Raw genomic sequence first — 24,416 nt, 5'->3', positions numbered from 1 at the left:
TTCAGGGTTAGTGAAGAGCGGAGTAACCCCTTTGCTCAGCAACAGCGTGGCCTGCACAAAGATTGACAGTGCTATGTGACGAACGGCGATTGGCGACATAGTATGGCGTTTTAATTCGTTCTCAAGGGACGTCCATGTCGATCGAGATCCGCCCGGCCACACCCAGCGATGCACCCCAAATTCTCGCCTTCATCACCGAGCTGGCGGATTACGAGCGCGCCCGACATGAAGTCATCGCCAGTGTGGCTGACATCGAGCGCAGCCTGTTCAGCGAAGGTGCCACCGCCCACGGCCTGATCTGCCTGCGCGATGGCCTGCCGATCGGGTTTGCGGTGTTTTTCTTCAGCTATTCAACCTGGCTGGGCAGTAACTGCCTGTACCTTGAAGACCTGTACATCACGCCCGAGCAGCGCGGTGGTGGCGCAGGCAAATACTTGCTGCGCCACTTGGCGAAGATTGCGTGCGCCAACGACTGCGGGCGCTTTGAGTGGAGTGTGCTGGAGTGGAACACCCCGGCCATCGAGTTCTACAAATCCCTCGGCGCCCAGCCCCAGGAAGAGTGGGTGCGCTATCGCATGGACGGCAATGTCCTGCGTGATTTCGCCGAGGGGCGCTGACGCCGTGCTCAGGCCTTGAGGGTCGCCATGTCGATCACAAAGCGATACTTCACGTCACCGGCGATCATGCGCGCGTAAGCCTCGTTGATCTGGCGGATATCGAGCATTTCGATGTCACAGGTGATTGCGTGCTCGGCGCAGAAATCCAGCACTTCCTGGGTTTCGGCAATGCCGCCAATCAATGAGCCGGCGAGGACCCGGCGGCTCATCACCAGTTTGCCGGCGTGGACCGGCGGATCGACGGGTTCAATCAAGCCCACCAGGATGTGCACACCGTCAAAGCGCAGCGTGTCGAGGTAGGGGTTGAGGTCGTGCTGCACCGGAATGGTGTCGAGCAGGAAGTCGAACTGTCCGGCCGCCGCTTCCATTTGCGCGGCGTCGGTGCTGACGATCACATGGTCGGCGCCCTGGCGACGACCTTCTTCAGCCTTGCTGGCCGATCGGGTGAACAGCGTCACTTCGGCGCCCATGGCCTTGGCGAACTTGATCCCCATGTGGCCCAGGCCACCCATGCCGAGAATGCCGACCTTGTCGCCTGCCTTCACGCCGTAGTGCTTGAGCGGCGAATAGGTGGTGATACCGGCGCAGAGAATGGGTGCGGCGCTGGCCGGGTCCAGTTGCGGCGGGATGCGCACCACAAAGTGTTCACTGACCACGATGCTGTCGGAGTAGCCGCCCATGGTGTTGCTGCCGTCGACCCGGTCCGGGGTGGCGTAGGTCATGGTCGGGCCTTCGAGGCAGTACTGCTCCAGGTCGGCCTGGCAGGCTTCGCAGTGGCGGCACGAGTCGACCATGCAGCCGACGCCGACCAGGTCGCCGACTTTATGCTGGCTGACGTGGGAGCCGATGGCCGTGACCCGGCCGACAATCTCGTGGCCCGGCATCAACGGGTAAACGGCAATCCCCCATTCATTGCGTGCCTGGTGGATGTCCGAGTGACAGACGCCGCAGTAGAGGATCTCGATCGCCACGTCGTCAGCCCGGGGGCTGCGGCGTTGGAATTGCACAGGGGCGAGGGGAGTGGTGGCCGACTGGGCGGCGTAACCGATGGCGGTGTACATGGTGAACCTCGCAAAAGCAGTGACAGGTGAGGCGGCGCATTCTGGGCGTCCGATCGGCCAGCGGCCATGGCGATTCCTCCGGGTGTCATGCCTAATCCTCCGGCATCGGCCGGCAAAGGCTCGCATTGGCGAGCAGACCTGCGATGATGCTTTCATCCCATTTTTGCGAAGTTTTTTCTATGTTGCTGACCCGTCATCTCGACGCCAATGCCAACCTGGTGGCGCTGATCGAGCCGCTGGCCGCCGGCGATGGTTTCACCCCGACCGCGTTGCCCGGCGTGCAGGTGCTGCGCGCCAGTTGCGACGTTGCCCGCGGCCCGCATATCTATGAGCCGAGCCTGATGATCATCGCCCAGGGCAGCAAACTGGCCTACCTGGGACCGCGGACCATGGAGTACGGGGCCGGGCACTACCTGATCCAGGCGTTGCCGGTGCCCTTCGAGTGCGAAACCTTTGCCTTGCCCAACGCCCCCTTGCTTGGTGTCTCGGTGGCGATTGACCGGGTGCTGCTGGGGGAGTTGGTGCTGGCCATGGGGCTGGCGCCGGGGCGCGGAGGCGCCGCGCAGACGCCCGAGTCGATGACCTCGGTGGTGCTCGATGACGGCATGCGTGGTTGTGTCGAGCGGCTGTTGTCGTGCCTGCACGATCCGCTGGAAAGCCGGATCATGGGCCCGGCGCGCCTGCGTGAATTGTTGTTCACCGCTTTGCGCGGGCCCCAGGCCGATGTGCTGCGGGCGCTGGTGGAGCAGCAAGGCCAGTTCGCCCGTGTTGCAGCGTCGATCAGCCATCTGCATGCGCACTACAACGAGCCATTGAACGTCGAAACCCTGGCCAGTTGCGCCAACATGAGCGCCTCGACCTTTCATGAACACTTCAAGCGCAGCACCCTGTTGTCGCCGGTGCAGTATTTGAAGCGCCTGCGCCTGCTCAAGGCGCAGACCTTGCTGGTGGCCGAAGGCCTGGGCGTGGCGCAGGTGGCGCATCGGGTGGGTTATCAGAGCACGTCGCAGTTCAGTCGCGAGTACAAGCGCTACTTCGAGCGCAATCCGGGGGATGAGCGCGCCGCCTGACGCCGCCTTGCGCGACTCCGAAGTGTTTTATTGCGGGCAACAAAAAGGCCCCCATTCGGGAGCCTCACTGTTCAGGCATACGGCTTACATGTTCGGGTAAGTCGGTCCGCCCGCGCCTTCCGGCGTCACCCAGGTGATGTTCTGCGCAGGGTCCTTGATGTCACAGGTCTTGCAGTGCACGCAGTTCTGGGCGTTGATCTGGAAGCGTTTCTCGCCGTCTTCCTTGGTGATCACTTCATACACGCCGGCCGGGCAGTAGCGCTGCGCAGGCTCATCGTAGAGCGGCAGGTTCTTGCTGATCGGGACGCTCGCGTCGGCCAGCTTGAGGTGGCACGGTTGCTCTTCTTCGTGGTTGGTACCGGAGATGAACACCGAGCTGAGCTTGTCGAAGCTGAGTTTGCCGTCTGGTTTCGGGTAGTCGATCTTCTTGCAATCGGCCGCCAGCTTCAGGCACGCGTAGTCTGGCTTGGTGTCGTGCAGGGTGAACGGCAGTTTGCCGCCGAAGATGTTCTGGTCTAGCCAGTTGACCCCACCGCCGATGATCGCGCCGTACTTGTGGATCGCCGGACCGAAGTTACGGCTGGCGAACAGTTCTTCGTACAGCCAGCTGCTCTTGAAGCTGTCGACATAGGCAGTCAACTCGTCGCCGCCTTCGGATTCGGCGAACAGGCGATCGGCCACCGCTTCAGCGGCGAGCATGCCGGATTTCATCGCCGTATGGCTGCCTTTGATCTTGGCGAAGTTCAGGGTGCCCAGGTCGCAACCGATCAGCGCGCCGCCTTTGAAGACCATTTTCGGCAACGAGTTCAGGCCACCTTTGCAGATTGCCCGAGCGCCGTAGCTGATGCGCTTGCCGCCTTCCAGGTACTGCTTGAGCACCGGGTGATGCTTGAGGCGCTGGAATTCGTCGAACGGCGACAGGTAAGTGTTGCTGTAGGACAGGTCGACGATGAGGCCCACGACCACCTGATTGTTTTCCAGGTGATAAAGGAACGAACCGCCCGTGTTCTCTTTGCCCAGGATGTCCAGCGGCCAACCGGCGGTGTGGACCACCAGGCCAGGCTGGTGCTTGGCCGGGTCGATTTCCCAGATTTCCTTGAGGCCGATGCCGTAGTGCTGGGCGTCGGCATCGCTGTCCAGGTTGAAGCGCTTGATCAGTTGTTTGCCGATGTGGCCACGGCAACCTTCGGCGAACAGCGTGTACTTGCCACGCAGTTCCATGCCAGGGGTGTACAGGCCTTCTTTCGGATTGCCTTCGCGGTCGACGCCCAGGTCACCGGTGATGATCCCGCGGACCACGCCATTTTCGTCGAACAGGGCTTCCTGTGCGGCGAAGCCAGGGTAGATTTCCACGCCCAGGTTCTCGGCCTGCTGGGCGAGCCAGCGGCACAGGTTGCCCAGGGAGATGATGTAGTTGCCTTCGTTGTGCATGGTCTTGGGCACAAAGAAGTCAGGAACCTTGATGGATGCCTCGGTGTTGCGCAGCACATAGATATCATCGCGCACGACCGGGGTGTTGAGCGGGGCGCCGAGCTCTTTCCAGTCCGGGAACAGTTCGTTCAGGGCCCGAGGTTCGAACACCGCGCCGGAGAGGATATGAGCACCGACTTCGGAGCCTTTTTCGACCACGCAGACGCTAATTTCCTTACCGGCTTCGGCGGCCTTCTGCTTCAATCGGCAGGCGGCGGAAAGACCAGCGGGGCCGGCACCGACGATGACCACGTCGAATTCCATGTATTCGCGTTCCACAGGTTATCTCCTACTCAAGGCTCAACAGTTTTTTTTCTAATTGGAGGTTTGGTGTCGCCCCGATCAATTACGCTGCCCTGTGGGCAGGAGGACAATCGAGGCCCACCTTTCTCTCTAGGTGGCGCATTATATCTACACCACTCTCAGCGTCCAATACAAACGTTTGTTTGAAATTGCTGGAAGCCAGATAAATCAAAGAAGCGCGGCTTATAACTGGCCATTTTGCCGTATTGACCGGAATAGGCGTTCCGGTCAAGATACGGGCGGTTTTGCGCTCGCCGTAGGCTGACTGTTGGTTTCAAGAGCACCTCTAAAGACAGGGCGAAGGCAGTATAAGGTGATGCGCAACGTGGGTTCGCGGCGAAGTCTACACGCTGTGAAAACGAATGACTTGTCAGTCACCACTGATGAACGGTCATTTACCTCCCGAGCAGGATTACCCGATACCCAGGCCGGCGTTTTTAGAGGTGCCCTTGTGCCCGATGAGCATCAACCGCCAGGTTCGCCTAGGCGACTTTCTTTTCACCGGAGAGTAACGAGGAATCCATGAAGGTTCTTGTAGCTGTCAAACGAGTGGTCGACTATAACGTCAAGGTCCGCGTCAAAGCGGATAACTCCGGCGTCGATCTCGCAAACGTCAAGATGTCGATGAACCCTTTCTGCGAAATCGCAGTGGAAGAAGCCGTACGCCTGAAAGAGAAAGGCGTTGCGACTGAAATCGTCGTCGTCTCCATCGGCCCGTCCACCGCTCAAGAGCAACTGCGCACCGCGCTGGCTCTGGGTGCCGACCGCGCCATCCTCGTCGAATCCGCCGAAGACCTGACTTCCCTGGCCGTTGCCAAGTTGTTGAAAGCTGTTGTCGACAAGGAACAGCCTCAGTTGGTGATCCTGGGCAAACAAGCGATCGACAGCGACAACAACCAGACTGGCCAGATGCTCGCTGCATTGAGCGGCTACGGTCAGGGCACCTTCGCTTCGAAAGTTGAAGTGTCCGGCGACAGCGTTGCCGTGACGCGTGAAATCGACGGCGGCGCGCAGACAGTTTCCCTGAAACTGCCAGCCATCGTCACCACCGACCTGCGTTTGAACGAGCCGCGTTATGCGTCCCTGCCAAACATCATGAAAGCCAAGAAGAAGCCGCTTGAAGTGCTGACTCCGGATGCTTTGGGCGTTTCCACCGCCTCCACCAACAAGACCCTGAAAGTCGAAGCGCCTGCTGCACGCAGCGCGGGTATCAAGGTCAAGTCGGTGGCTGAACTGGTCGAGAAACTGAAAAACGAAGCGAAGGTAATCTAAATGACTATCTTGGTTATTGCTGAACACGACAACAAAGTGCTGGCCCCGGCCACACTGAACACCGTTGCTGCCGCTGCCAAGATTGGCGGTGACATCCACGTTCTGGTTGCAGGCCAGGGCGCTGGCGCCGTGGCTGAAGCCGCTGCGCAAGTGGCTGGCGTGAGCAAAGTATTGGTCGCTGATAACGCCGCCTACGCACACCAACTGCCGGAAAACGTTGCGCCGCTGGTTGCCGAATTGGGCAAGGGCTACAGCCACATCCTGGCCGCTGCCACTTCCAACGGCAAAAACATCCTGCCGCGCGTTGCCGCGCAACTGGACGTTGACCAGATCTCCGAGATTATCTCGGTCGAAAGCGCTGACACCTTCAAGCGCCCGATCTACGCCGGTAACGCGATCGCCACCGTGCAATCGAACGCCGCGGTAAAAGTGATCACCGTGCGTGCCACCGGTTTCGACCCGGTTGCAGCCGAAGGTGGTTCGGCTGCTGTTGAAGCGGTGGCTGCAGACTCACGACGCTGGCACCTCCAGCTTCGTTGGCGAAGAGCTGGCCAAGTCCGATCGTCCGGAACTGACTGCTGCCAAGATCGTCGTTTCCGGCGGTCGCGGGATGCAGAACGGCGACAACTTCAAACACCTGTACGCCCTGGCCGACAAGCTGGGCGCTGCTGTCGGCGCTTCCCGTGCCGCGGTCGACGCAGGTTTTGTACCTAACGACATGCAGGTCGGTCAGACCGGCAAGATCGTTGCTCCACAGCTGTACATCGCCGTCGGTATTTCCGGCGCGATCCAGCACCTGGCCGGCATGAAAGACTCCAAAGTGATCGTTGCGATCAACAAGGACGAAGAAGCGCCGATCTTCCAGGTGGCCGATTACGGCCTGGTGGCGGACTTGTTCGAAGCCATCCCTGAGCTGGAGAAGCTGGTCTAATCCAGCGGCTTCACTTATAAAGAGCCCGGCCTTTTGGCCGGGCTTTTTTTTGTCCGCGAGTTGAGAGTGGAGACATACGCCATGGATTTGCGTCGCTTGAGCGGTTGGTCGATGTTCCTCGGCCTGGCGCTATTGCCCCTTGTATCGAACGCTGCCGGCAAATGCGAACGCCTGGTGGTGACCGGCAGCCCCGATGCGCCGCCCTATCTGTGGCAAGACCCGCAGGACCCCGTGCACCTGATCGGCGCCAATGCCGACGTGCTGCAGCAGGTGGCGGCGCAGATGGGGATCAAGGTCGAGTTGCGGTATGCCGGCAAGCGCTCCCAGGCGCTGGAGGAGGTGCGCAGCGGGCGTATCGACATGCTGGCGGATGCTTCGCTGACAACCGAGCAACTGGAGGCGCTGGACTACATACACCCGGCGCTGGCCAGCAATGACTACCTGGTATGGACTCGCAATGGTTCGACGCTGGACTACAGCGAGGCCAAGGATTTGAGCGGGCATGTCGGCGCGGTGTCGCAGCAGGCACGGTTGACCCAGGATTTCGCAGCATTCGCCCAATCGCAGCTGACCCTGGTCAGTACGCCGAACCTGACCCAGGCGTTTCAGAAGCTGTTGCTGGGCGAGGTGGAGTTTGTGTTGGCTGGGCGGTACGCCGGGATGGCCATGACCCAGACCCTGAGCATCGCCAACGACGTGCAGGCTTACGCCCAGCCGGTGGATAAACCCGGGCTATTCCTGGCTATTTCCCACAACTCGGCGTGCAACGATCCATGGTTGCGCGGACAGTTGGCCAAAAAGATGACAGAATTGCCCGCGTCCGGTCTGACTGAGGCCGTGCTACAGCGCAATCTGGAGCGCTGGAAGGCACAATTGAAACAGCCCGTCAGCACCCCAAAACAGTAGGGATTTTTAGTGACTATTCGACCTCTTTTCGCTGCCCTGGCCGTCACGGCTCTGGCGGGTTGTGCAGCCGATCCGGCGCCGAATGAACAAATGCGTTTGACCGGGCAAGCCCTGGAGCAGGCGACCGCGGTGGGAGCCACCGTGGAGGACGTGCCGGAACTGAAACTGGCGGAAGGCAAATACAGCCAGGCCAAGGCCGACATGGCCGACCAGTCATTCAAGGATGCCCGCGTCCAGGCCGAGCAGGCCGAGCTGGATGCACGCCTGGCCGAAGCCAAGGTCCTGACGCTTAAAAGCCAGGAGCAACTGAACGTTCTCAACACCCGCATCGCGCGCCTGCGCAAGCAGTTGGGAGACGCCCAATGAAACTCAAGAATGGCGTCCTCGGCGGCCTGCTGCTGGCCAGCCTGTACGGCTGTGCGGGCCAACACAGTGATGTGGCACTGCAACAAGCCTACAACGACTTCCAGAAGGTCAAGGAAGACTCCAACGTACTGCGCATCGCGCCCAAGGACGTGATCCGGGCCGGTGAATCCCTGGCCCGGGCCGATCGTCTGTCCAGCTATTGGGGCAGTGGCGCCGATGTGCAGCACTACGCCTACCTGAGCCAGCGTTACAGTGAGATCGCCCGGCAACATAGTGAGAAAGTGCTCAACGAAGAACGCGCAGCCAAGCTCGAGCTGGAGCGCCAACGCCTGCAGCTGGCGTTGCGCGAAGCCAAGTTGCTGAGCGTGCAGCAGCAGGGCAAATGGCTGGAAGAGCAGATCATCAGCCTGGCTACCACCCAGACCGATCGTGGCCTGGTGATGACCCTGGGCGATGTGCTGTTCGACACCGGCGAGGCGGAGCTCAAGAGTTCGGCCAACCGCACGGTGCTGAAAATTGTCCAGTTCCTGCAGCTCAACCCCAAGCGTGTCGTGCGCATCGAGGGTTACACCGACAGCACGGGTGGCAAGCAGGAAAACCGCAAACTGTCCCGGGACCGCGCCCAGGCCGTGGCCGACATGCTGATGGACCTGGGGATTGACGACAAACGTATTCACGTCGAAGGATATGGCGACGAATACCCGGTCGAGGCCAACGCTTCCGAACGGGGCCGGGCGCAGAACCGCCGGGTGGAAATTGTGTTCTCCGACGAAAAAGGCCAGCTCGGCGCTGCCCGCTAAGGTCAGCGTTACTGGAAAGCCCGGCACCTGTAGAGGTGCCGGGTTTTTTTTGGCCTGCCAATCGGCGCACAAAACAGTACAGTTTTTACTGACACTGGACTGTACGGTCGACTATTGTGGCAACTGTCCCCGTACACTTCTAAACTGTGCCGGTATAGTTCTCTACAAAAATAATATGCCCGTGAAATCGAGTGCTGCGTCATGACCAATCTTTTGCTCTATCAACGTATCGCTCAGCAACTGGCTGAGGATATCCGGCGCGGCGTCTATCAGCCTGGCGAGCGTGTGCCTTCAGTGCGCAAGATGAGCTCGCAGCTCAATGTCAGCCACGCGACGGTGCTCCAGGCCTATGCCAACCTGGAAGACCAGGGCCTGATTCGCGCACGTCCTCAGTCGGGTTACTACGTCCATCAGACCCCGGCCCTGACCGCGCCGACCCCGGATATCGCCCGGGTCGAGCGCCCTGGCCTAGTGACCCGCAGCAGCATCATCCAGCAAGTACTGGTGGAGTCACGCCGCGAAGGGGTGTTCCCGCTGGGCGCAGCCGTGCCCAGTGTCGACTATCTGCCGGTGCGGGCGCTGCATCAGCAATTGGCCAAGGTCACGCGCTTTCACAGTCCGCGGGCGTTCAGCTACATGTTCAGTCCCGGTTTCGAACCCTTGCGCCGCCAGGTAGCAATTCGCATGCGCGATGCCGGGGTGGTGGTCGACCCATCCGAAGTGGTGATCACCCACGGCTGTGTCGACGCCCTGCAGATGTCCTTGCGCGTATTGACCCGTCCCGGTGATCTGATTGCCGCGGAGTCGCCGACCTACTATGGCCTGTTGCAACTGGCCGATCTGCTCGGCCTCAAAGTCATCGAGATTCCCAGTGATCCGTCCACCGGCATGAGCCTGGAAGCCTTGCAACTGGCCGCCAACCAATGGTCGATCAAGGCCTTGGTGCTGACCACGCGTCTGAGCAACCCCCTGGGTGGCACCATGCCGGAAGACCGGCAGAAACAACTGCTGCGCCTGGCCTCGGACTTTGATATCCAGGTGGTCGAAGACGATATCTACGGCGAATTGATGTTCGAGCAGGGGCGCACCAAGTCCCTCAAGGCCTATGACCGCCTGGACCGGGTGATCTACTGTTCGAGTTTTTCCAAGACCCTGTCCCCCGGGGTGCGCATCGGCTGGATGATCGCCGGCAAATACCAGCAGGAAATCCAGCGCCTGCAGACCTTCAGTACCCACTCGGCCTGCAGCGTCACCCAGATGGGCATCGCGGCCTACCTGGAGAATGGCGGTTACGATCGACACCTGCGCTACATCCGCCAGGAATACCGCAAGAACCTCAGTGCGTTCCAGCTGGCAGTGCAGCAGTATTTCCCCGAAGGCACCCAGATGACCCGGCCCACTGGCGGTTTTATCCTGTGGGTCAGTTTGCCGGGACGGGTCAATACCCAGGAACTGCATGTGCGGGCCCTGCAACAGGGGATCAGCATCGCTCCAGGACTGATTTTCAGTAACACCGAGCAGTTCAACCACTGCATTCGCTTGAATTGCGGCATTCCCTGGAACCGTGAGGCCGAGCGCGCCTTGATGACCCTGGGCATGCTCGCGACCCAGCTGTGCCAGGAAACCGCCAGCGGATTTTGAGGCGTCGACGGGGCTGATCGAGATGGGCGCTTGTCAGCGTCCCTTCAACAGGCGAGCATATGGCCCTCTGCCGTTAGTGCTGTAGGGGTTATGAAAGCGATTTTTCCTGCTGGTGTGGTGTTGGTCTGCCTGCTGAGTATGTTCAATGGGGCGCGCGCGATGGCGGCGACGACTCCGGATCAAGCGGTTTCCAGTACGTCAACGACTAAGGTGGCAACCACCACTGCGGTCAAAAAAGTCGCGCCTGTGAAAAAGCCAGACACCGCGAAAAATCCCGCTGCCCACAAGCAACGACCGCCGATTGCCTCGAAATCCAGGGCAGCGAGCGAAGTGGTGCGCACCACTGAGTTGCCATCCACCAATATCGACCTGAGCCTGCCACCGGAAATGGTCCGTCAGTTGCAACCCATTGGCACCGTCCCGATCGTCAAGCGCGCGCCCTTGCTGCCGCCACTGTTCGAGGAAAAGCCCAAGGAAGAAAGCAAGTTCCAGCTCAACGGCCGGCTGATTACCAACGAAATGCAATTGCAGCTGCGCAATGAAGATCGTCGGGAAATCGAAGGGGCGGCCCTGGAATTCCAGTTCAATCAGTAAAAACCGACGGCAGGTGTGACCTGGCGACCTGACGCTTTGTCGCAAGACTGATCAGTCACGCGTATTTGCGCGAAAAACCCCTGGGCGGCCAATTTCAAACGGCTGTTTAAGCGGGTACTCTAGTCCCCGTCATTCCACACTCCCGAGGAGCTTGTCGTCATGAAATGCCGAGAAGGCTGTGGCGCCTGCTGCATTGCCCCTTCCATCAGCACACCGATTCCCGGCATGCCCCATGGCAAGCCTGCGGGCGAACGTTGTGTGCAACTGTCTGTCGATAATCTGTGCAGTATCTTCGGCCAGCCCGAGCGTCCTGCCGTCTGTGGCGCGTTCCAGGCGGATATCGAGGTCTGCGGCAGCAGCCAGGAACAAGCCATCACGCTGATCGGCTGGTGGGAGCAAATGACCGCGGCGTAGTGTGTTCAACGAACGGAACTTCAACAAGAAGGAACAAGACTATGGGTTCGCTGCATCGTATCGCTGTGTTGTGTGGGTTGAGCGCTGTTCTGGCCTCCACGGGGGTTCAGGCCGAAGACTGGAAAGTTGCCAAGAACGAAGACGGGATCAAGATCTCCCTGAGTGAAGTGCCAGGCTCCGACTACAAGTCCTATCAGGGCGTGACCTTGATGAAGACCACTGTCGCCAAGCTGCGGGCGCTGCAGGATGACGTGGTCGGGGCCTGTGCCTGGATCCACGATTGCAAGAGCCAGAAGCTGCTCAAGCAAGAAGGTGACCAGATCTGGACCTACACCCAGTTCAATACGCCTTGGCCCGTGACTGCGCGTGATTCGGTGATGCATATCACCGTCGTCAATGGCGCCGACGGCAGCCTGACCCGCAACCTGGAAGGCGTGCCGAAATACGTTCCGGAAGAAAAGGGTTTTGTCCGGGTGACCGAGGTCAAAGGCTTCTGGAAGTTTGTGCCCAAGGGCGATCAGGTCGAAGTGACGTATCAAGTGCACACCGAGCCAGGTGGCAGTGTGCCGGCGATGGTCGCCAACAAGTTTGTGGTCGATGCACCTTTCAATACCCTCAAGGCCCTCAAGGAGCGTGCCGAGAAGTAAGCACGCCTGTTCCTGGTCATCGGAACAACAGGGTTGGTGATAGCAACCCTGTTGCCAGGGCAAATCTTCGAGGGGCGGGGAACGAATGCCCGCCGACCCGGGTCGAGATGGAAGTAAGCCCATCTACGGGTTTTATCGAGGAGGCACCGATGCAAAAGTGGGAAATCACCTTTGTGGATGATCATGGTGTGCAAAGCATCGAACGCTTCGACTGCGAGCACCAACCTGACATGGAAAAGGCTGCGCAACTGATTCGCGCCAAACTTCTCCCGGTCCCGGCGGAGCTGGATCTCAATGACCTGGAAGGTCGCACCAACGACCCGACGCTCAAGAGCCTCAAAGATCAGAACAGCATTCAAATCCTCAGCATCTCCCCGATTCCATAATCCCACCTGTAACAAGGCCTTGGCACGCGCTCCGAGTTAGGGCTACTCTGCAAACGAGATCAGCGAATGGATCGCTAAGGTCTGGTCTTGTCAGCTACATGCTTGTTTCCCGGCGGCAATCTGATTGTCGTAGCGCCTGCACCATTCGGTTGCAGGCGCGGGGAGTACGGAAAGTCTATCCATTGGAAGTAGGAGGACGTTTCATGAGCACAGCCTATCAAGAAGACATCAGCAGCAGCGTGCTGCGCCGCATGAAAGAAGGCGGTTTTGATTTTTCACGGTTCCATCCCATCGAGTTCTACGCCATTTTCCCCGACGAGGAGGGGGCACGCAGGGCGGCAGGGCAATTTCGCGGTGAATCCTTGAATGCACAGATCAGTGTGCGCGACGACGGTGCCTGGTACCTGGAACTGAGCAAGGTGATGTACGCCACCTACGGCGGCATTGGCGATTTTGAGCAGGACTTCGAGGCGGTGGTCGAGCCTTTGGGGGGAATCATCGAAGGTTGGGGCGTCAAGCAGGAGGTACGAGGGCAACTCGCATAACACTATGAATAGCGACAACACTCAGCGACGGCTGACCCTTGGGGTCGGCCGTTTTCATTTGGGCCGGGGCAAATGCCAGGCAAAAAAAAGCCACCTGAGCAGGTGGCCAAAAGGGAAGAGGGGTAGCCAGCAAGCGAACGGTGCCGCTTGCTGCGTGATGGGCCAATTATCCGCGTGCCCGGGCGGGCAGTGAAATGAACTATGGCTATGCTGCTAATAGCCATAAGCATTGCTTCGCAATGAAGCGCGAGTGATCAGGTGAGGGTGTTTGCTGCACGGGATTGGTGCGAAGCCTTCGGGGTGAAAATCCAACTGATTGATATTAAAGGGTTTATGCCGCTGGCACGGGCCTTGCGATGCCAAGGTGTCCGGGTGACAAGGAGTACGGCATGATCCGCACCTATTTTGATGAGATGTACGATGCCAGCGGCCAGGTCCGCGCGCATTATCGAGAATTCGCCCGTTGGCTGGCAGAAACGCCTGACGAGCTTCTGGCTCAACGCCGACGCGAGGCCGATCTGTTGTTTCATCGCGCCGGGATTACCTTCACGCTCTATGGCGATGAGCAGGGCACCGAGCGCCTGATTCCCTTCGACACCATTCCGCGCAGCATCCCCGCCAGTGAGTGGCGGATTGTCGAGCGTGGCTGCATCCAGCGGGTCAAGGCGCTGAACATGTTCCTCGCCGACCTCTATCACGAGCAACGCATCATCAAGGCCGGCATCATCCCGGCCGAGCAGGTGCTGGCCAACGAACAGTACCAATTGGCCATGCAGGGCCTGGACCTGCACCGCGACATCTATTCGCACATCTCCGGGGTCGACCTGGTGCGCGATGGCGACGGCAGCTACTACGTGCTGGAAGACAACCTGCGCACCCCCAGCGGCGTGAGCTACATGCTCGAAGACCGCAAGATGATGATGCGCCTGTTCCCTGAGCTGTTCGCGGCCCAGCGCATCGCGCCCATCGATCACTACCCGAACCTTTTGCTCGACACCCTGAAAAGCTCGAGTCCCATCGATAACCCCAGCGTGGTGGTGCTGACCCCGGGACGCTTCAACAGCGCGTTCTTCGAGCACGCTTTCCTGGCCCGGGAAATGGGCGTGGAGCTGGTGGAAGGTGCGGACCTGTTCGTGCGTGACGACAAAGTCTTCATGCGTACCACCGATGGCCCCAAGGCCGTCGATGTGATTTACCGGCGGCTCGATGACGCCTTCCTCGATCCGCTGGCATTCAACCCGGACTCGATGCTCGGGGTTCCCGGCCTGCTGGCGTCCTATCGCAGCGGCAACGTGGTGTTGGCCAACGCCATCGGCACGGGGGTGGCGGATGACAAGTCGGTGTATCCATTCGTCACCGAGATGATCCGTTTCTACCTCGACGAGGAGCCGATTCTGAAAAACGTACCGACCTGGCAGTGTCGCAACCCCGCGGAACTGTCCCACGTGTTGGCCAACCTGCCCGATCTGGTGGTCAAGGAAACCCAGGGCTCCGGCGGCTACGGCATGTTGGTCGGGCCAGCGGCGACGGCGGCCGAGATCGAACAGTTCCGCGCACGGATCAAGGCCAAGCCCCATGCCTATATCGCCCAGCCGACGTTGTCCCTGTCGACCTGCCCGACCTTCGTCGAAAACGGCATCGCCCCGCGGCATATCGACCTGCGCCCGTTCGTCCTGTCGGGGCGCGAAACCCGGGTGGTGCCTGGCGGCCTGACCCGCGTCGCCCTGCGCGAGGGCTCCCTGGTGGTCAACTCCTCCCAGGGTGGCGGTACCAAGGACACTTGGATTGTCGAGGATTAAAGGAAGCTTGCCATGTTGAGTAGAACTGCCTCGGATCTGTACTGGATGTCGCGTTACCTGGAGCGGGCGGAAAACCTCGCACGGATGCTCGACATCAGTTATTCGCTGTCGTTGATGCCACAGGATGGCCGCGGCGATGGCCTGCACGAACTGGCGATGCCGTTGTTGATCACCGGCACGCTGGAAGACTACCTGGAGCGCCATGGCGCGTTGCACGCCGAGCGCCTGCTGCACTTCTTCGCCCTGGACGCCGCCAACCCGGCCAGCATCTACAGCTGTCTCGGGGCCGCGCGGGCCAGCGCCCATGCGGTGCGTGGCCGGATCACCGCCGACATGTGGGAAAACATCAACGCCACCTGGCTGGAAATTCGCGGCATTGCCGAACAAGGCCTTGGGCGTTATGGCATGAGCCGGTTCTGTGAGTGGATCAAGGAACGTTCCCACCTGTTTCGCGGGGCTTCCTACGGCACCATCATGCGCAACGATGCGTTTCGCTTCATTCGTCTGGGCACCTTCATCGAGCGGGCGGACAACACCTTGCGCCTGCTGGATGCGCGCTACGAAATGGCCGGCGACCAGGGCGAGGCGGTCAGCGATGGCACCGCCCACGCCTACTACCAGTGGAGTGCGTTGTTGCGGGCCCTGTCCTCATTCGAGGCCTACACCGAAATCTACCGTGATGCGCCCGGTGCCCGTCAGGTCGCCGAGCTGTTGCTTTTGCGCGCCGATGTCCCCCGTTCGTTGCGCGCCTGCACCGAGGAAATCGACCAGATCCTCGCCCAGCTGCCGGGCGCCAACGGCCGTCCGGCCCAACGCCTGGCGGCGGAAATAGACGCGCGCCTGCGCTACACCGGCATCCAGGAAATCCTCGACGAAGGCCTGCATGCCTGGTTGACCGAGTTCATCCCGCTGGTACGCCAGTTGGGCAATGCCATACACAGTTCCTACCTGGAGGCTGCATGAGACTTTCCATAAGCCACGAGACCACCTATCACTATGAGGATCAGGTGCGGGCGAGCATCCAGTATGTGCGGTTGACCCCCCACGACAGCGAGCGCCAGCACGTACTCAGCTGGCAACTGGAGCTGCCGCGACCGGTGCGTGCGCAGCTCGACCCGTTCGGCAACATCCTGCATGTGCTGACCCTGGACGAGCCCCATGAAGCCATCATCATTGGAGCGCGAGGGCAGGTGGACATCGATGAGTTGCGCGAGGCCGAACACGAGAGCCAATCGGCCCTGCCATTCCTGCGCTTTACCCGCCTGACCGAAGCCGACGAGGCCCTGCAGGCTTTTGCCTTACAGCAATGTCGGCAACGTCGCGACCGCAGCGCGCTGATCGACCTGATGCATGGCCTGAACCAGCACATCACCTACACCCCGGGCGCCACCGAAGTGCAAACCAGCGCCGCGCAAGCCTTCGCCGGCCGTGCCGGGGTCTGCCAGGACCACGCCCACACCTTTATCGCTTGTGCCCGCAGCCTGGGGATCCCGGCGCGTTATGTGTCGGGCTACCTGTACAGCGAAAGCAGCGAACACCTGGCCAGCCACGCCTGGGCCGAAGCCTGGCTGGACGACGCCTGGTACAGCTTTGACGTGACCAACCAACTGGCCCGTCCCGAACGCCACCTGAAGCTGGCAGTGGGCCTGGACTACCTCGACGCCTGCCCGGTACGCGGCATGCGTCGCGGTGGTGGCTTTGAGCAGATGCACGCCAAGGTGTTCGTCTCGCCGCTGCCGGCCCCGGTGATGTCGGTGCAACAGCAGTAGGCGGCGATAGCCCATCGCTCGCTCCCACGTGAACGGATGCTCAGTCCGGGGGCATCGCCTCCGGTTTGCTGCGCTGCACCTCCTGCCGATGTATGCGGCTTCGCCCCACGGCGCTAGGCGCCTCCCCCCGGATGGACACCTTCGCTCAGCCTGCCGATGGGGCGGGTGGATCAAGAGCTGCAGGCGAGCTAACGCTCGGCCTGTTGAGTGGTAAGGGCCGGCGAGGCGGCCTGCTTTATTCCAGGTGTATGAATTTTCCTGTGGGAGCGAGCCTGCTCGCGATGGCGCCCGCCCGGGCGCCGCATCCAGCGACCCGTCAGGGCTTCACCTTGCGTCCCGCCATATGGCGCAAATACGCCAACAATTGCGTCAACTCCTCATCCTTCAGCACCGCTTGGGAGAACCCCGGCATCTTCGCCTGGGGCCATTGGCGCAGGCTTTGCGGGTCGCGGATGTAACGTTCGAGAAACGGTGCACCAAAATATTCGGTGGGGTTGAAGGGGATGTTCAGGTCCGGTGCGAACTGCGCGTCACCTGCGCCGTTGAGGCGGTGACAGGCCAGGCAGTTTTTCTGGAACAGGGCAAAACCCAGGTTGATCGGGTCATGGGCGGGGAGGGCGGGGTCCGGCAGCAGGGCCGGGAAGCGCTCGGCGACGGCGGCCAGGCGCTTGATGGTCGCGACCTGGAATGGCCATTGCTCCGGGCTGATCCCCGCGGCCTGGGGGTGAGTCCACACCAGGTAGAACGGACCGGCGCTCGGTTTGCCAGGCGCCAGCGCCGGCCAGGGGTGCGCCGGGTCTTCAATGGCCAGCCAGGCCTGGGCGCCCTGTGTCGCGAGCAAGGGGGCCGCCGCCAGTTCGGCGGCAAAACCATCCAGGGCCACGGCCTGCAGGTGATGGTCGGCCTCGACGCCCATCAGCAGCGCCGCCAGGGGCACCGCACGGTAGTCCATGTCGCGCTTGTAGGAAACGTCGTCAGTCACATGAATGGTCTGTGCCAGCCGATGCTGCAGCAGCTCTTCTGTCTGCCAGGTGCGGCTGTCGGCACCCAGGTCCAGCACCAGTTGTGCGGCATGCAAAGGCATGCCCAGTAGCAGGGCTCCAAGCAGAATCAAAGCTTTCACGTGATTGCCATCCGGTCGTGGTCGTGCCGCCAAGGTTGGCACAAGCACACGAGTGCGAACAGTCAGGTTGAGCAAACCCCAGGCGCTGGATCAGCCAATCACCTTGGTCAGGTTCGGCAGAATCAGCAGCAGGGTGGTGGCGAATAGAATGAGCCCGGCTTGACGCACTTTCGATTGTTTGAACATGGCTGACCGCCTTTTTTGTTATTTCCTGAGCGTCGAATGCTTGCCTGCACATCTCCATCGGCAAAGCGCTGTAGGGTCAAGCTAACGGGCACCTCGGCAAAACCCGACGGCAACCTCGTAAGCTTTACCTTAGGGGCCACGCGGGCTGTGGCTTAGATCCATTTCATATCAGCTAAGCGCCAAAGGCATCTAAAAAAGCATGAGGCCTATTGCCACCTGCTTGGTCGCCCTTTTGCTAGACAGTTCGCCGACCTGAAACGGTTAACCCGATTGCTGGCGACCGTTCGTCTGAGCATGAGCGTCAAGGCCGTTGAGCGTATCGGTCATTGAATCCCACGCCCGGCAGCCTAAGGTGGACACTCATTGATCTTTTACCTGCCCGGCAGTCCGAGGATGTCATGACCCAAGCTTTGATTTTCGATGCGATACGCACGCCCCGTGGCCGCGGCAAGGCGGATGGCGCCTTGCACAGCGTCAAGCCGGTGAACCTGTTGGCGGGCCTGCTGGGGGCGCTGCAACAGCGTACCCAGCTCGACACCAGCCAGGTCGACGACATCGTGCTGGGGTGTGTGACGCCGGTCGGCGACCAGGGCGCCGACATCGCCAAGACCGCCGCGCTGGTGGCCGATTGGGATGTCAGCGTTGCTGGGGTGCAGATCAATCGCTTCTGCGCCTCGGGTCTGGAGGCGGTGAACCTGGGGGCCATGAAAGTGCGCTCCGGGTTCGAGGACCTGGTGGTGGTCGGCGGTGTCGAGTCCATGTCGCGCGTGCCGATGGGCAGCGACGGAGGCGCCTGGGCGCTGGACCCACAAACCAACCTGCACACTCACTTCACCCCGCAGGGCGTGGGTGCTGACCTGATTGCCACGCTCGAAGGCTTCAGTCGCGAGGACGTCGACACGTTCGCCCTGCAGTCACAACTCAAGGCCGCCCGGGCGCGGGCCGCGGGCGCGTTCAACAAGTCGCTGATAGCGGTGCAGGACCAGAATGGCATCGTGCTGCTCGAGCAGGACGAATTCATCCGCGCCGACACCACCCTCGAAGGCCTGGGCAAACTCAAGCCGAGTTTCGAGATGATCGGGCAGATGGGCTTCGACGCCACCGCGTTGCGGGTCTACAGCCATGTGGAGCGGATCCGCCACGTGCATACCCCGGGCAACAGTTCCGGAATTGTCGACGGCGCGGCACTGATGCTGATCGGCTCCGAAGCCAAGGGCAAGGCGCTGGGCCTGCAACCACGGGCGCGGATCGTCGCCACCGCGGTCACCAGCACCGATCCGACCATCATGCTTACCGGTCCTGCCCCGGCCACCCGCAAGGCCTTGGCCAAGGCCGGGTTGCGGGTCGAGGACATCGACCTGTTCGAGGTCAACGAAGCCTTCGCCTCCGTGGTGCTCAAGTTCATCAAGGACATGGCCATCGATCCGGCCAGGGTCAACGTCAACGGCGGCTCGATTGCCATGGGCCACCCGCTGGGCGCCACCGGCTGCGCGATTCTCGGCACCTTGCTCGATGAACTGGAAGCGCGCCAGCAGCGTTACGGCCTGGCCACGCTCTGTGTCGGTGGCGGCATGGGTATTGCCACCATCATCGAGCGCCTCTGAGCCCCCTGACTTCAAGGAAACCTGTTCATGACTGATGCCATTCGCTACGAAAAAGGTCAGGACCACATCGTGGTACTGACCATCGATATGCCGGGCCAGAGCGCCAACACCATGAATGCGCTGTACCGCGAGGCCATGGCGGCCTGTGTCGCGCGGCTGCTGGCCGAGCAGGACAGCATCGCCGGAGTGATCATCACCTCGGCCAAGAAAACCTTTTTTGCCGGCGGCGACCTCAACGAATTGATCAAGGTCGGCAAGCCCGAGGCCAAGGCGTTCTACGCCATGGTCCTGGAGCTCAAAAGCCAGCTGCGCAGCCTGGAAACCTTGGGTAAACCGGTGGTCGCGGCGATCAACGGCGCAGCGCTGGGCGGTGGCTGGGAGATCTGCCTGGCCTGCCATTACCGGGTCGCCCTGGACCACAGCGCAGTACAGATCGGCCTGCCGGAAGTGACCCTCGGCCTGTTGCCGGGCGGTGGCGGTGTGGTGCGCATGGTGCGCCTGCTGGGCCTGGAGAAGGCCTTGCCGTACCTGCTTGAAGGCAAGAAGGTCCGCGCCCGGCAAGCACAGCAAGCCGGACTGATCGATGAGCTGGCGGTGGATCACGCTGACTTGCTGGCCAAGGCCCGGGCCTGGATCCTGGCCAATCCGGCGGCGGTGCAGCGCTGGGACGTCAAGGGTTACCAGATTCCCGGTGGCACGCCGGCCCATCCCAAAGTCGCGCAGATGCTGGCCATCGCCCCGTCGATCCTGCGCAGCAAGACCCAGGGTTGCCTGCCGGCGCCGGAGAAAATCCTCTGCGCGGCCGTTGAGGGCGCCCAGGTCGATTTCGCCACGGCACAGTTGATCGAAACCCGCTACTTCACCGAACTCACCACCGGCCAGGTGGCGAAGAACATGATCGGCACCTTCTGGTTCCAGCTCAACCAGATCAATGCCGGCGGTTCGCGGCCGGCGGGTTTTGCGCCGTACCAGACACGCAAGGTCGGGGTGCTCGGTGCAGGCATGATGGGCGCCGGCATTGCCTACGTCAGCGCGGTGGCGGGCATCGAGGTGGTGCTCAAGGACATCAACCTGGCGGCGGCCGAGAAGGGCAAGGCCCATTCGGCGGCGTTGCTTGAGCAGAAGGTCGCCCGTGGCCAGTTGAGTGCCGAGCAGCGCGACGCCACGCTGGCGCGGATCACGCCTACCGAGCAGGATGCCGACCTGGCTGGCTGCGACCTGGTGATCGAAGCGGTGTTCGAAGACCGCGAACTCAAGGCCCGAGTCTCGGCGGCCGCCCAGGCGGTGGTCGGTGCCGATGCGGTGATCGCCTCCAACACCTCGACCCTGCCCATCGGCGGCCTGGCGCGGGCAGTGCCGGACCAGGGCAAATTCATCGGCCTGCACTTCTTCAGTCCGGTGGAAAAAATGCCCCTGGTGGAAATCATCAAGGGTGCCCACACCCGCGATGAGACCCTGGCCCGGGGCTTCGATTTTGTCCTGCAAATCAACAAGACCCCGATTGTGGTCAACGACAGCCGGGGCTTCTTCACTTCGCGGGTATTTGGCACCTTTACCAACGAAGGCATTGCCATGCTCGGCGAGGGTATTGCCGCGCCCATGATCGAAACCGAGGCCCGCAAGGCCGGGATGCCGATTGGCCCCCTGGCGATCTCCGACGAGGTCTCCCTGAGCCTGATGAGCCATATCCGCCAGCAGACCGCCAAGGACTTGCAAGCCGAAGGCAAACCACTGCCAGAACACCCGGCGTTTGCCGTGATCGACTTGCTGCTCAATGAATACAAACGGGCGGGCAAGGCTGCTGGTGGGGGGTTCTACGACTACCCGGCCGGCGCGCCAAAACATCTGTGGGCGCAACTGAAAACCCGCTTCGAGCAGGCTGACGGGCAGATATCGCCGCAGGACGTGCGTGACCGCCTGTTGTTCGTGCAGGCCATCGAGACCGTGCGCTGTGTGGAGGAGGGCGTGCTGATGTCGACGGCCGACGCCAACATCGGTTCGATCTTCGGCATCGGCTTTGCCCCATGGACGGGCGGGGCACTGCAGTTCATCAACCAGTACGGGATCAAGGACTTTGTCGCCCGTGCCCGCTACCTTGCCGAGCAATACGGTGAGCGCTTTGCGCCGCCGGCGCTGTTGCTGGAAAAAGCCGCCACGGGCGAACTGTTCTGAGGCGGTGAGGGGGCATCTCGGGGCTTGCCTTGCCAGGGTGTTTCAAGGCAGGCTCTGGGGTGTCAATTATTCCCATCATCGTGTCAGGTATTTTTTATGTCGCTACGCATCTGCATTCTGGAAACCGACATCCTGCGTCCAGAACTGGTCGATCAATACCAGGGTTACGGGCAGATGTTCCAGCGCCTGTTTTCCCAGCAACCGATTGCCGCCGAGTTCACCGTGTACAACGTGATGCAGGGCGAGTATCCCAGCGATGACCTGACATTCGACGCCTACCTGGTCACCGGCAGCAAGGCCGATTCGTTCGGTACCGACCCCTGGATCGAAACCCTCAGGACTTACCTGCTGACGCGCTACGAGCGCGGCGACAAGCTGCTGGGCGTGTGCTTCGGCCATCAATTGCTGGCGTTGTTGCTGGGTGGCAAGAGCGAGCGCGCGACCCAGGGCTGGGGCGTGGGGACCCACAACTACAAAATGGCGGCCAAGGCCCCCTGGATGAGCCCCGTGCGCGAGGAGCTGACGCTGCTGATCAGCCACCAGGACCAGGTCACCGCACTGCCGGAGAACGCCACGGTGATCGCCTCCAGCGATTTCTGCCCCTATGCCGCGTATCACATCAACGATCAGGTGTTGTGTTTCCAGGGGCATCCCGAGTTCATCCATGACTATTCGCGGGCGTTGCTCGACATTCGCCAGCAGTTTCTCGGCGAGCAGATCTACCAGCAGGGTGTTGCCAGCCTGGACAAGGACCACCACGGCAGCACCGTGGCCGAGTGGATGATGCGCTTTGTCGCGCACAAGCCTGACACCCAGGCGTCCTGATCCCAGGGGTTATCGTGGCGGGCTCGCGCCCTCAATCTGAACCGATGCTGAACGCCAGGGTGATTGCCCCGGCGCAGGCAAACAGCAAGGTTTACGCAGCGCCAGGCGCTGCGTAAGCTGCGCGCGTTTTCAACCTTTACGGAGACCCACAGTGGGTACTTGTTCGAGCGACAGTCGTCGGCCGGTTTCGATAACCGGCACCTTCTCGGCAAGATAACGCGCACCCCGCTTGTGCCGTTGTCTCGCCGATAAACAGCGAGCAGCGGTTTCCTCCGGTCACGGCCAGTCCTGGCTGACGTGTGACACCTCTCTCATCGACACTGAACAGCCTGTTCTGGCCACCTGGGGTGGACGTGACCGGCTGTCGACACGCCAGTCTATTGTCCGGCGCGTCACCCCCGGCCTGGTTGTTTACCGGGGCAGCGTTCGGTCGTACCGGCTTGATGGTCTTCCTGCACTTGGCAATTCAGTCAGGAAATCTACCGATGCAAGCACTCAACAACATCAATCTCGATTCACTGGTCGACACCCTGGTCAGCCTCAGCGCCGCGTTCATCCTGGGTGGGCTGATCGGCTACGAGCGCCAGTACCGCCAACGCACGGCAGGCCTGCGCACCAACGTGCTGGTGGCCGTCGGCGCGGCCATATTTGTCGACATGGCCAACCGCCTGGCCGGCGCCGAGGGGGCCGTGCGGGTGGTGGCCTATGTGGTCTCCGGCATCGGTTTTCTCGGCGCCGGGGTGATCATGCGCGAAGAGGGCCATGTCCGCGGCCTGAATACCGCCGCGACGCTCTGGGCCTCGGCGGCCGTCGGCGCCTGTGCCGGCGCCGACCTGGTGCTCGAAGCGCTGCTGGGTACCTTGTTCGTGTTGGCGGCCAATACCTTGCTGCGGCCGATCGTCAATAACATCAACCGCCAACCGCTGGATGTGATCTCGGCGGAAGTGACCAACATCGTCTATGTCATTACCCAGCGCTCCCGGCAAAAAGCCGTGTTTGCCTTGCTCGAAGCCGAGTTGGAGCGCAGCAACTACCCGGCCAGTGATGTCGATGTGCATGCCTTTGGCAGCGATGAAGTGGAGATCGAAGCGACCCTGGCCACCACCTCGGTGGACGGCGACGAACTGGACGCCCTGGTGGCGCGCTTGAGCCAGTCGCCGCTGGTGCAACAAGCCTTCTGGAGCCCGAGCACCACCGAGTGATGGCCCCGCCCCGCGCACTGGGCGGGGAATGTTGCGGCCAGACGGGATATCATGGCGTTTTGCTTGGTCTGCAGGGGTCTCCATGTACAAGGCATTGATCGTGGACGATCACCCGTTCATTCGGTCTTCAGTCAGGGTGCTGCTGGAACAGGAGCAGTTTGCCGTGGTGGCCGAGGCGGGCAACGGTGCCGATGCCGTGCAACTGGCGCGCGAACACGTGCCCGACCTGGTGCTGCTGGACATCACCATGCCCAAGCTGGACGGCCTGGAGGTCATCAGCCGGATCAGCGCCTTGCGCCTGCCCATCAGAATCCTGGTGCTGACCTCCCAGGCGCCGCAATTCTATGCCATGCGGTGCATGAAGGCCGGTGCTGCCGGCTACCTGTGCAAGACCGATGACGTGGGCGAATTGCGCAAGGCGATTGCCGCGGTGATGCACGGCTACACGTTTTTCCCCAACCTGGCCGACAGTTCGGTACGCCGCAGCGACGGCCAGACCAGCGAGCTGGAGCTGATCCAGAGCCTGACTGACCGGGAACTGAGCATCCTCCAGCAACTGTCCAACGGCTTGAGCAACAAGCAGATCGCCGAGGCAATGCTGCTGAGCAGCAAGACCGTGAGCACCTACAAGACCCGCCTGATCGAGAAGCTCAACGTCAAGTCGGTGGTGTACCTGGCGGACTTCGCCAAACGTAATAACCTGCTGTAGATGA

Annotated in this window: 23 protein-coding genes and 1 pseudogene; 21 read left to right on the top strand and 3 right to left on the bottom strand. The window is 61.3% G+C overall.

What is annotated here, in order from left to right:
- Positions 1 to 134 precede the first annotated feature (134 nt).
- On the top strand, positions 135 to 617 hold the full coding sequence (locus Q1W70_RS02125) for a GNAT family N-acetyltransferase (RefSeq protein ID WP_095167667.1): 483 nt from the start codon (positions 135 to 137) through the stop codon (positions 615 to 617).
- Between the two features lie 8 nt (positions 618 to 625).
- On the opposite strand, the gene Q1W70_RS02120 is transcribed toward Q1W70_RS02125, so the two are convergent.
- Positions 626 to 1,678 (bottom strand): NAD(P)-dependent alcohol dehydrogenase, encoded by a 1,053-nt coding sequence (locus Q1W70_RS02120; RefSeq protein WP_166591325.1) that lies wholly within the window; start codon positions 1,676 to 1,678, stop codon positions 626 to 628.
- A 179-nt stretch (positions 1,679 to 1,857) separates the two neighbouring features.
- Between Q1W70_RS02120 and Q1W70_RS02115 the strand changes: the two genes are divergently transcribed.
- Positions 1,858 to 2,748 carry an AraC family transcriptional regulator gene (locus Q1W70_RS02115; RefSeq protein ID WP_185818837.1) on the top strand — a complete coding sequence of 297 codons (891 nt, stop codon included), beginning with the start codon at positions 1,858 to 1,860 and terminating at the stop codon, positions 2,746 to 2,748.
- A gap of 84 nt (positions 2,749 to 2,832) precedes the next feature.
- Here Q1W70_RS02115 and Q1W70_RS02110 read toward each other — a convergent pair whose 3' ends face one another.
- A complete protein-coding gene (locus tag Q1W70_RS02110) occupies positions 2,833 to 4,497 on the bottom strand; it encodes an electron transfer flavoprotein-ubiquinone oxidoreductase (protein WP_166591327.1) in 1,665 nt (554 codons plus the stop codon).
- 546 nt (positions 4,498 to 5,043) lie between these two features.
- On the opposite strand from Q1W70_RS02110, the gene Q1W70_RS02105 reads away from it, so the two are divergent.
- The 14 genes and pseudogenes from Q1W70_RS02105 (at position 5,044) to Q1W70_RS02040 (ending at position 16,591) form a co-directional block, all read left to right on the top strand.
- Positions 5,044 to 5,793 (top strand): electron transfer flavoprotein subunit beta/FixA family protein, encoded by a 750-nt coding sequence (locus Q1W70_RS02105; protein WP_003226982.1) that lies wholly within the window; start codon positions 5,044 to 5,046, stop codon positions 5,791 to 5,793.
- Positions 5,794 to 6,724: pseudogene (locus Q1W70_RS02100) on the top strand (electron transfer flavoprotein subunit alpha/FixB family protein).
- Positions 6,725 to 6,805: 81 nt separating this feature from the next.
- On the top strand, positions 6,806 to 7,630 hold the full coding sequence (locus Q1W70_RS02095; RefSeq protein WP_166591329.1) for a substrate-binding periplasmic protein: 825 nt from the start codon (positions 6,806 to 6,808) through the stop codon (positions 7,628 to 7,630).
- 9 nt (positions 7,631 to 7,639) lie between these two features.
- Positions 7,640 to 7,996 (top strand): DUF4398 domain-containing protein, encoded by a 357-nt coding sequence (locus Q1W70_RS02090; protein ID WP_166591330.1) that lies wholly within the window; start codon positions 7,640 to 7,642, stop codon positions 7,994 to 7,996.
- Complete coding sequence (locus tag Q1W70_RS02085) at positions 7,993 to 8,796, top strand: OmpA family protein (protein ID WP_302098603.1); 804 nt, start codon at positions 7,993 to 7,995, stop codon at positions 8,794 to 8,796. Before Q1W70_RS02090 ends, Q1W70_RS02085 begins: the two co-directional genes overlap by 4 nt.
- A gap of 201 nt (positions 8,797 to 8,997) precedes the next feature.
- On the top strand, positions 8,998 to 10,437 hold the full coding sequence (locus tag Q1W70_RS02080) for an aminotransferase-like domain-containing protein (RefSeq protein WP_166591332.1): 1,440 nt from the start codon (positions 8,998 to 9,000) through the stop codon (positions 10,435 to 10,437).
- A gap of 90 nt (positions 10,438 to 10,527) precedes the next feature.
- On the top strand, positions 10,528 to 11,031 hold the full coding sequence (locus tag Q1W70_RS02075; protein WP_185818838.1) for a translation initiation factor 2: 504 nt from the start codon (positions 10,528 to 10,530) through the stop codon (positions 11,029 to 11,031).
- 159 nt (positions 11,032 to 11,190) lie between these two features.
- A complete protein-coding gene (locus Q1W70_RS02070) occupies positions 11,191 to 11,445 on the top strand; it encodes a YkgJ family cysteine cluster protein (RefSeq protein WP_095167692.1) in 255 nt (84 codons plus the stop codon).
- Positions 11,446 to 11,486: 41 nt separating this feature from the next.
- Positions 11,487 to 12,092 (top strand): START domain-containing protein, encoded by a 606-nt coding sequence (locus tag Q1W70_RS02065; protein WP_182343976.1) that lies wholly within the window; start codon positions 11,487 to 11,489, stop codon positions 12,090 to 12,092.
- Between the two features lie 149 nt (positions 12,093 to 12,241).
- On the top strand, positions 12,242 to 12,478 hold the full coding sequence (locus tag Q1W70_RS02060; protein WP_166591334.1) for a hypothetical protein: 237 nt from the start codon (positions 12,242 to 12,244) through the stop codon (positions 12,476 to 12,478).
- 203 nt (positions 12,479 to 12,681) lie between these two features.
- Positions 12,682 to 13,023 carry a ribonuclease E inhibitor RraB gene (locus Q1W70_RS02055; protein ID WP_095167696.1) on the top strand — a complete coding sequence of 114 codons (342 nt, stop codon included), beginning with the start codon at positions 12,682 to 12,684 and terminating at the stop codon, positions 13,021 to 13,023.
- Positions 13,024 to 13,412: 389 nt separating this feature from the next.
- Positions 13,413 to 14,822 (top strand): circularly permuted type 2 ATP-grasp protein, encoded by a 1,410-nt coding sequence (locus Q1W70_RS02050; protein WP_182343978.1) that lies wholly within the window; start codon positions 13,413 to 13,415, stop codon positions 14,820 to 14,822.
- A gap of 12 nt (positions 14,823 to 14,834) precedes the next feature.
- Positions 14,835 to 15,785: an alpha-E domain-containing protein gene (locus tag Q1W70_RS02045; protein ID WP_166591336.1), complete on the top strand. Its 951-nt coding sequence runs from the start codon at positions 14,835 to 14,837 to the stop codon at positions 15,783 to 15,785.
- Complete coding sequence (locus Q1W70_RS02040; protein WP_166591337.1) at positions 15,782 to 16,591, top strand: transglutaminase family protein; 810 nt, start codon at positions 15,782 to 15,784, stop codon at positions 16,589 to 16,591. Before Q1W70_RS02045 ends, Q1W70_RS02040 begins: the two co-directional genes overlap by 4 nt.
- Positions 16,592 to 16,907: 316 nt before the next feature.
- On the opposite strand, the gene Q1W70_RS02035 is transcribed toward Q1W70_RS02040, so the two are convergent.
- On the bottom strand, positions 16,908 to 17,675 hold the full coding sequence (locus Q1W70_RS02035) for a c-type cytochrome (protein WP_302098878.1): 768 nt from the start codon (positions 17,673 to 17,675) through the stop codon (positions 16,908 to 16,910).
- A gap of 623 nt (positions 17,676 to 18,298) precedes the next feature.
- Between Q1W70_RS02035 and Q1W70_RS02030 the strand changes: the two genes are divergently transcribed.
- The 5 genes from Q1W70_RS02030 to Q1W70_RS02010 all read left to right on the top strand — a co-directional run bounded on the left by Q1W70_RS02030 (position 18,299) and on the right by Q1W70_RS02010 (position 24,412).
- A complete protein-coding gene (locus Q1W70_RS02030; RefSeq protein WP_166590820.1) occupies positions 18,299 to 19,504 on the top strand; it encodes an acetyl-CoA C-acetyltransferase in 1,206 nt (401 codons plus the stop codon).
- Between the two features lie 27 nt (positions 19,505 to 19,531).
- Positions 19,532 to 21,676, top strand: coding sequence for a 3-hydroxyacyl-CoA dehydrogenase NAD-binding domain-containing protein (locus Q1W70_RS02025; protein ID WP_166590819.1), 2,145 nt, complete (start codon positions 19,532 to 19,534; stop codon positions 21,674 to 21,676).
- A gap of 96 nt (positions 21,677 to 21,772) precedes the next feature.
- On the top strand, positions 21,773 to 22,501 hold the full coding sequence (locus Q1W70_RS02020) for an amidotransferase (protein WP_166590818.1): 729 nt from the start codon (positions 21,773 to 21,775) through the stop codon (positions 22,499 to 22,501).
- A gap of 485 nt (positions 22,502 to 22,986) precedes the next feature.
- Positions 22,987 to 23,703, top strand: a complete 717-nt coding sequence (locus Q1W70_RS02015; RefSeq protein ID WP_166590817.1) for an MgtC/SapB family protein — start codon at positions 22,987 to 22,989, stop codon at positions 23,701 to 23,703.
- 82 nt (positions 23,704 to 23,785) lie between these two features.
- Positions 23,786 to 24,412: a response regulator transcription factor gene (locus Q1W70_RS02010; RefSeq protein ID WP_182343984.1), complete on the top strand. Its 627-nt coding sequence runs from the start codon at positions 23,786 to 23,788 to the stop codon at positions 24,410 to 24,412.
- Positions 24,413 to 24,416 lie beyond the last annotated feature (4 nt).

This window comes from Pseudomonas kielensis (genome assembly GCF_030505375.1).
GTDB classification, from domain to species: Bacteria; Pseudomonadota; Gammaproteobacteria; order Pseudomonadales; family Pseudomonadaceae; genus Aquipseudomonas; species Aquipseudomonas kielensis.
Note: the sequence above shows the minus strand (reverse complement) of the source record. Positions and strands in the feature narration are given on the sequence as shown.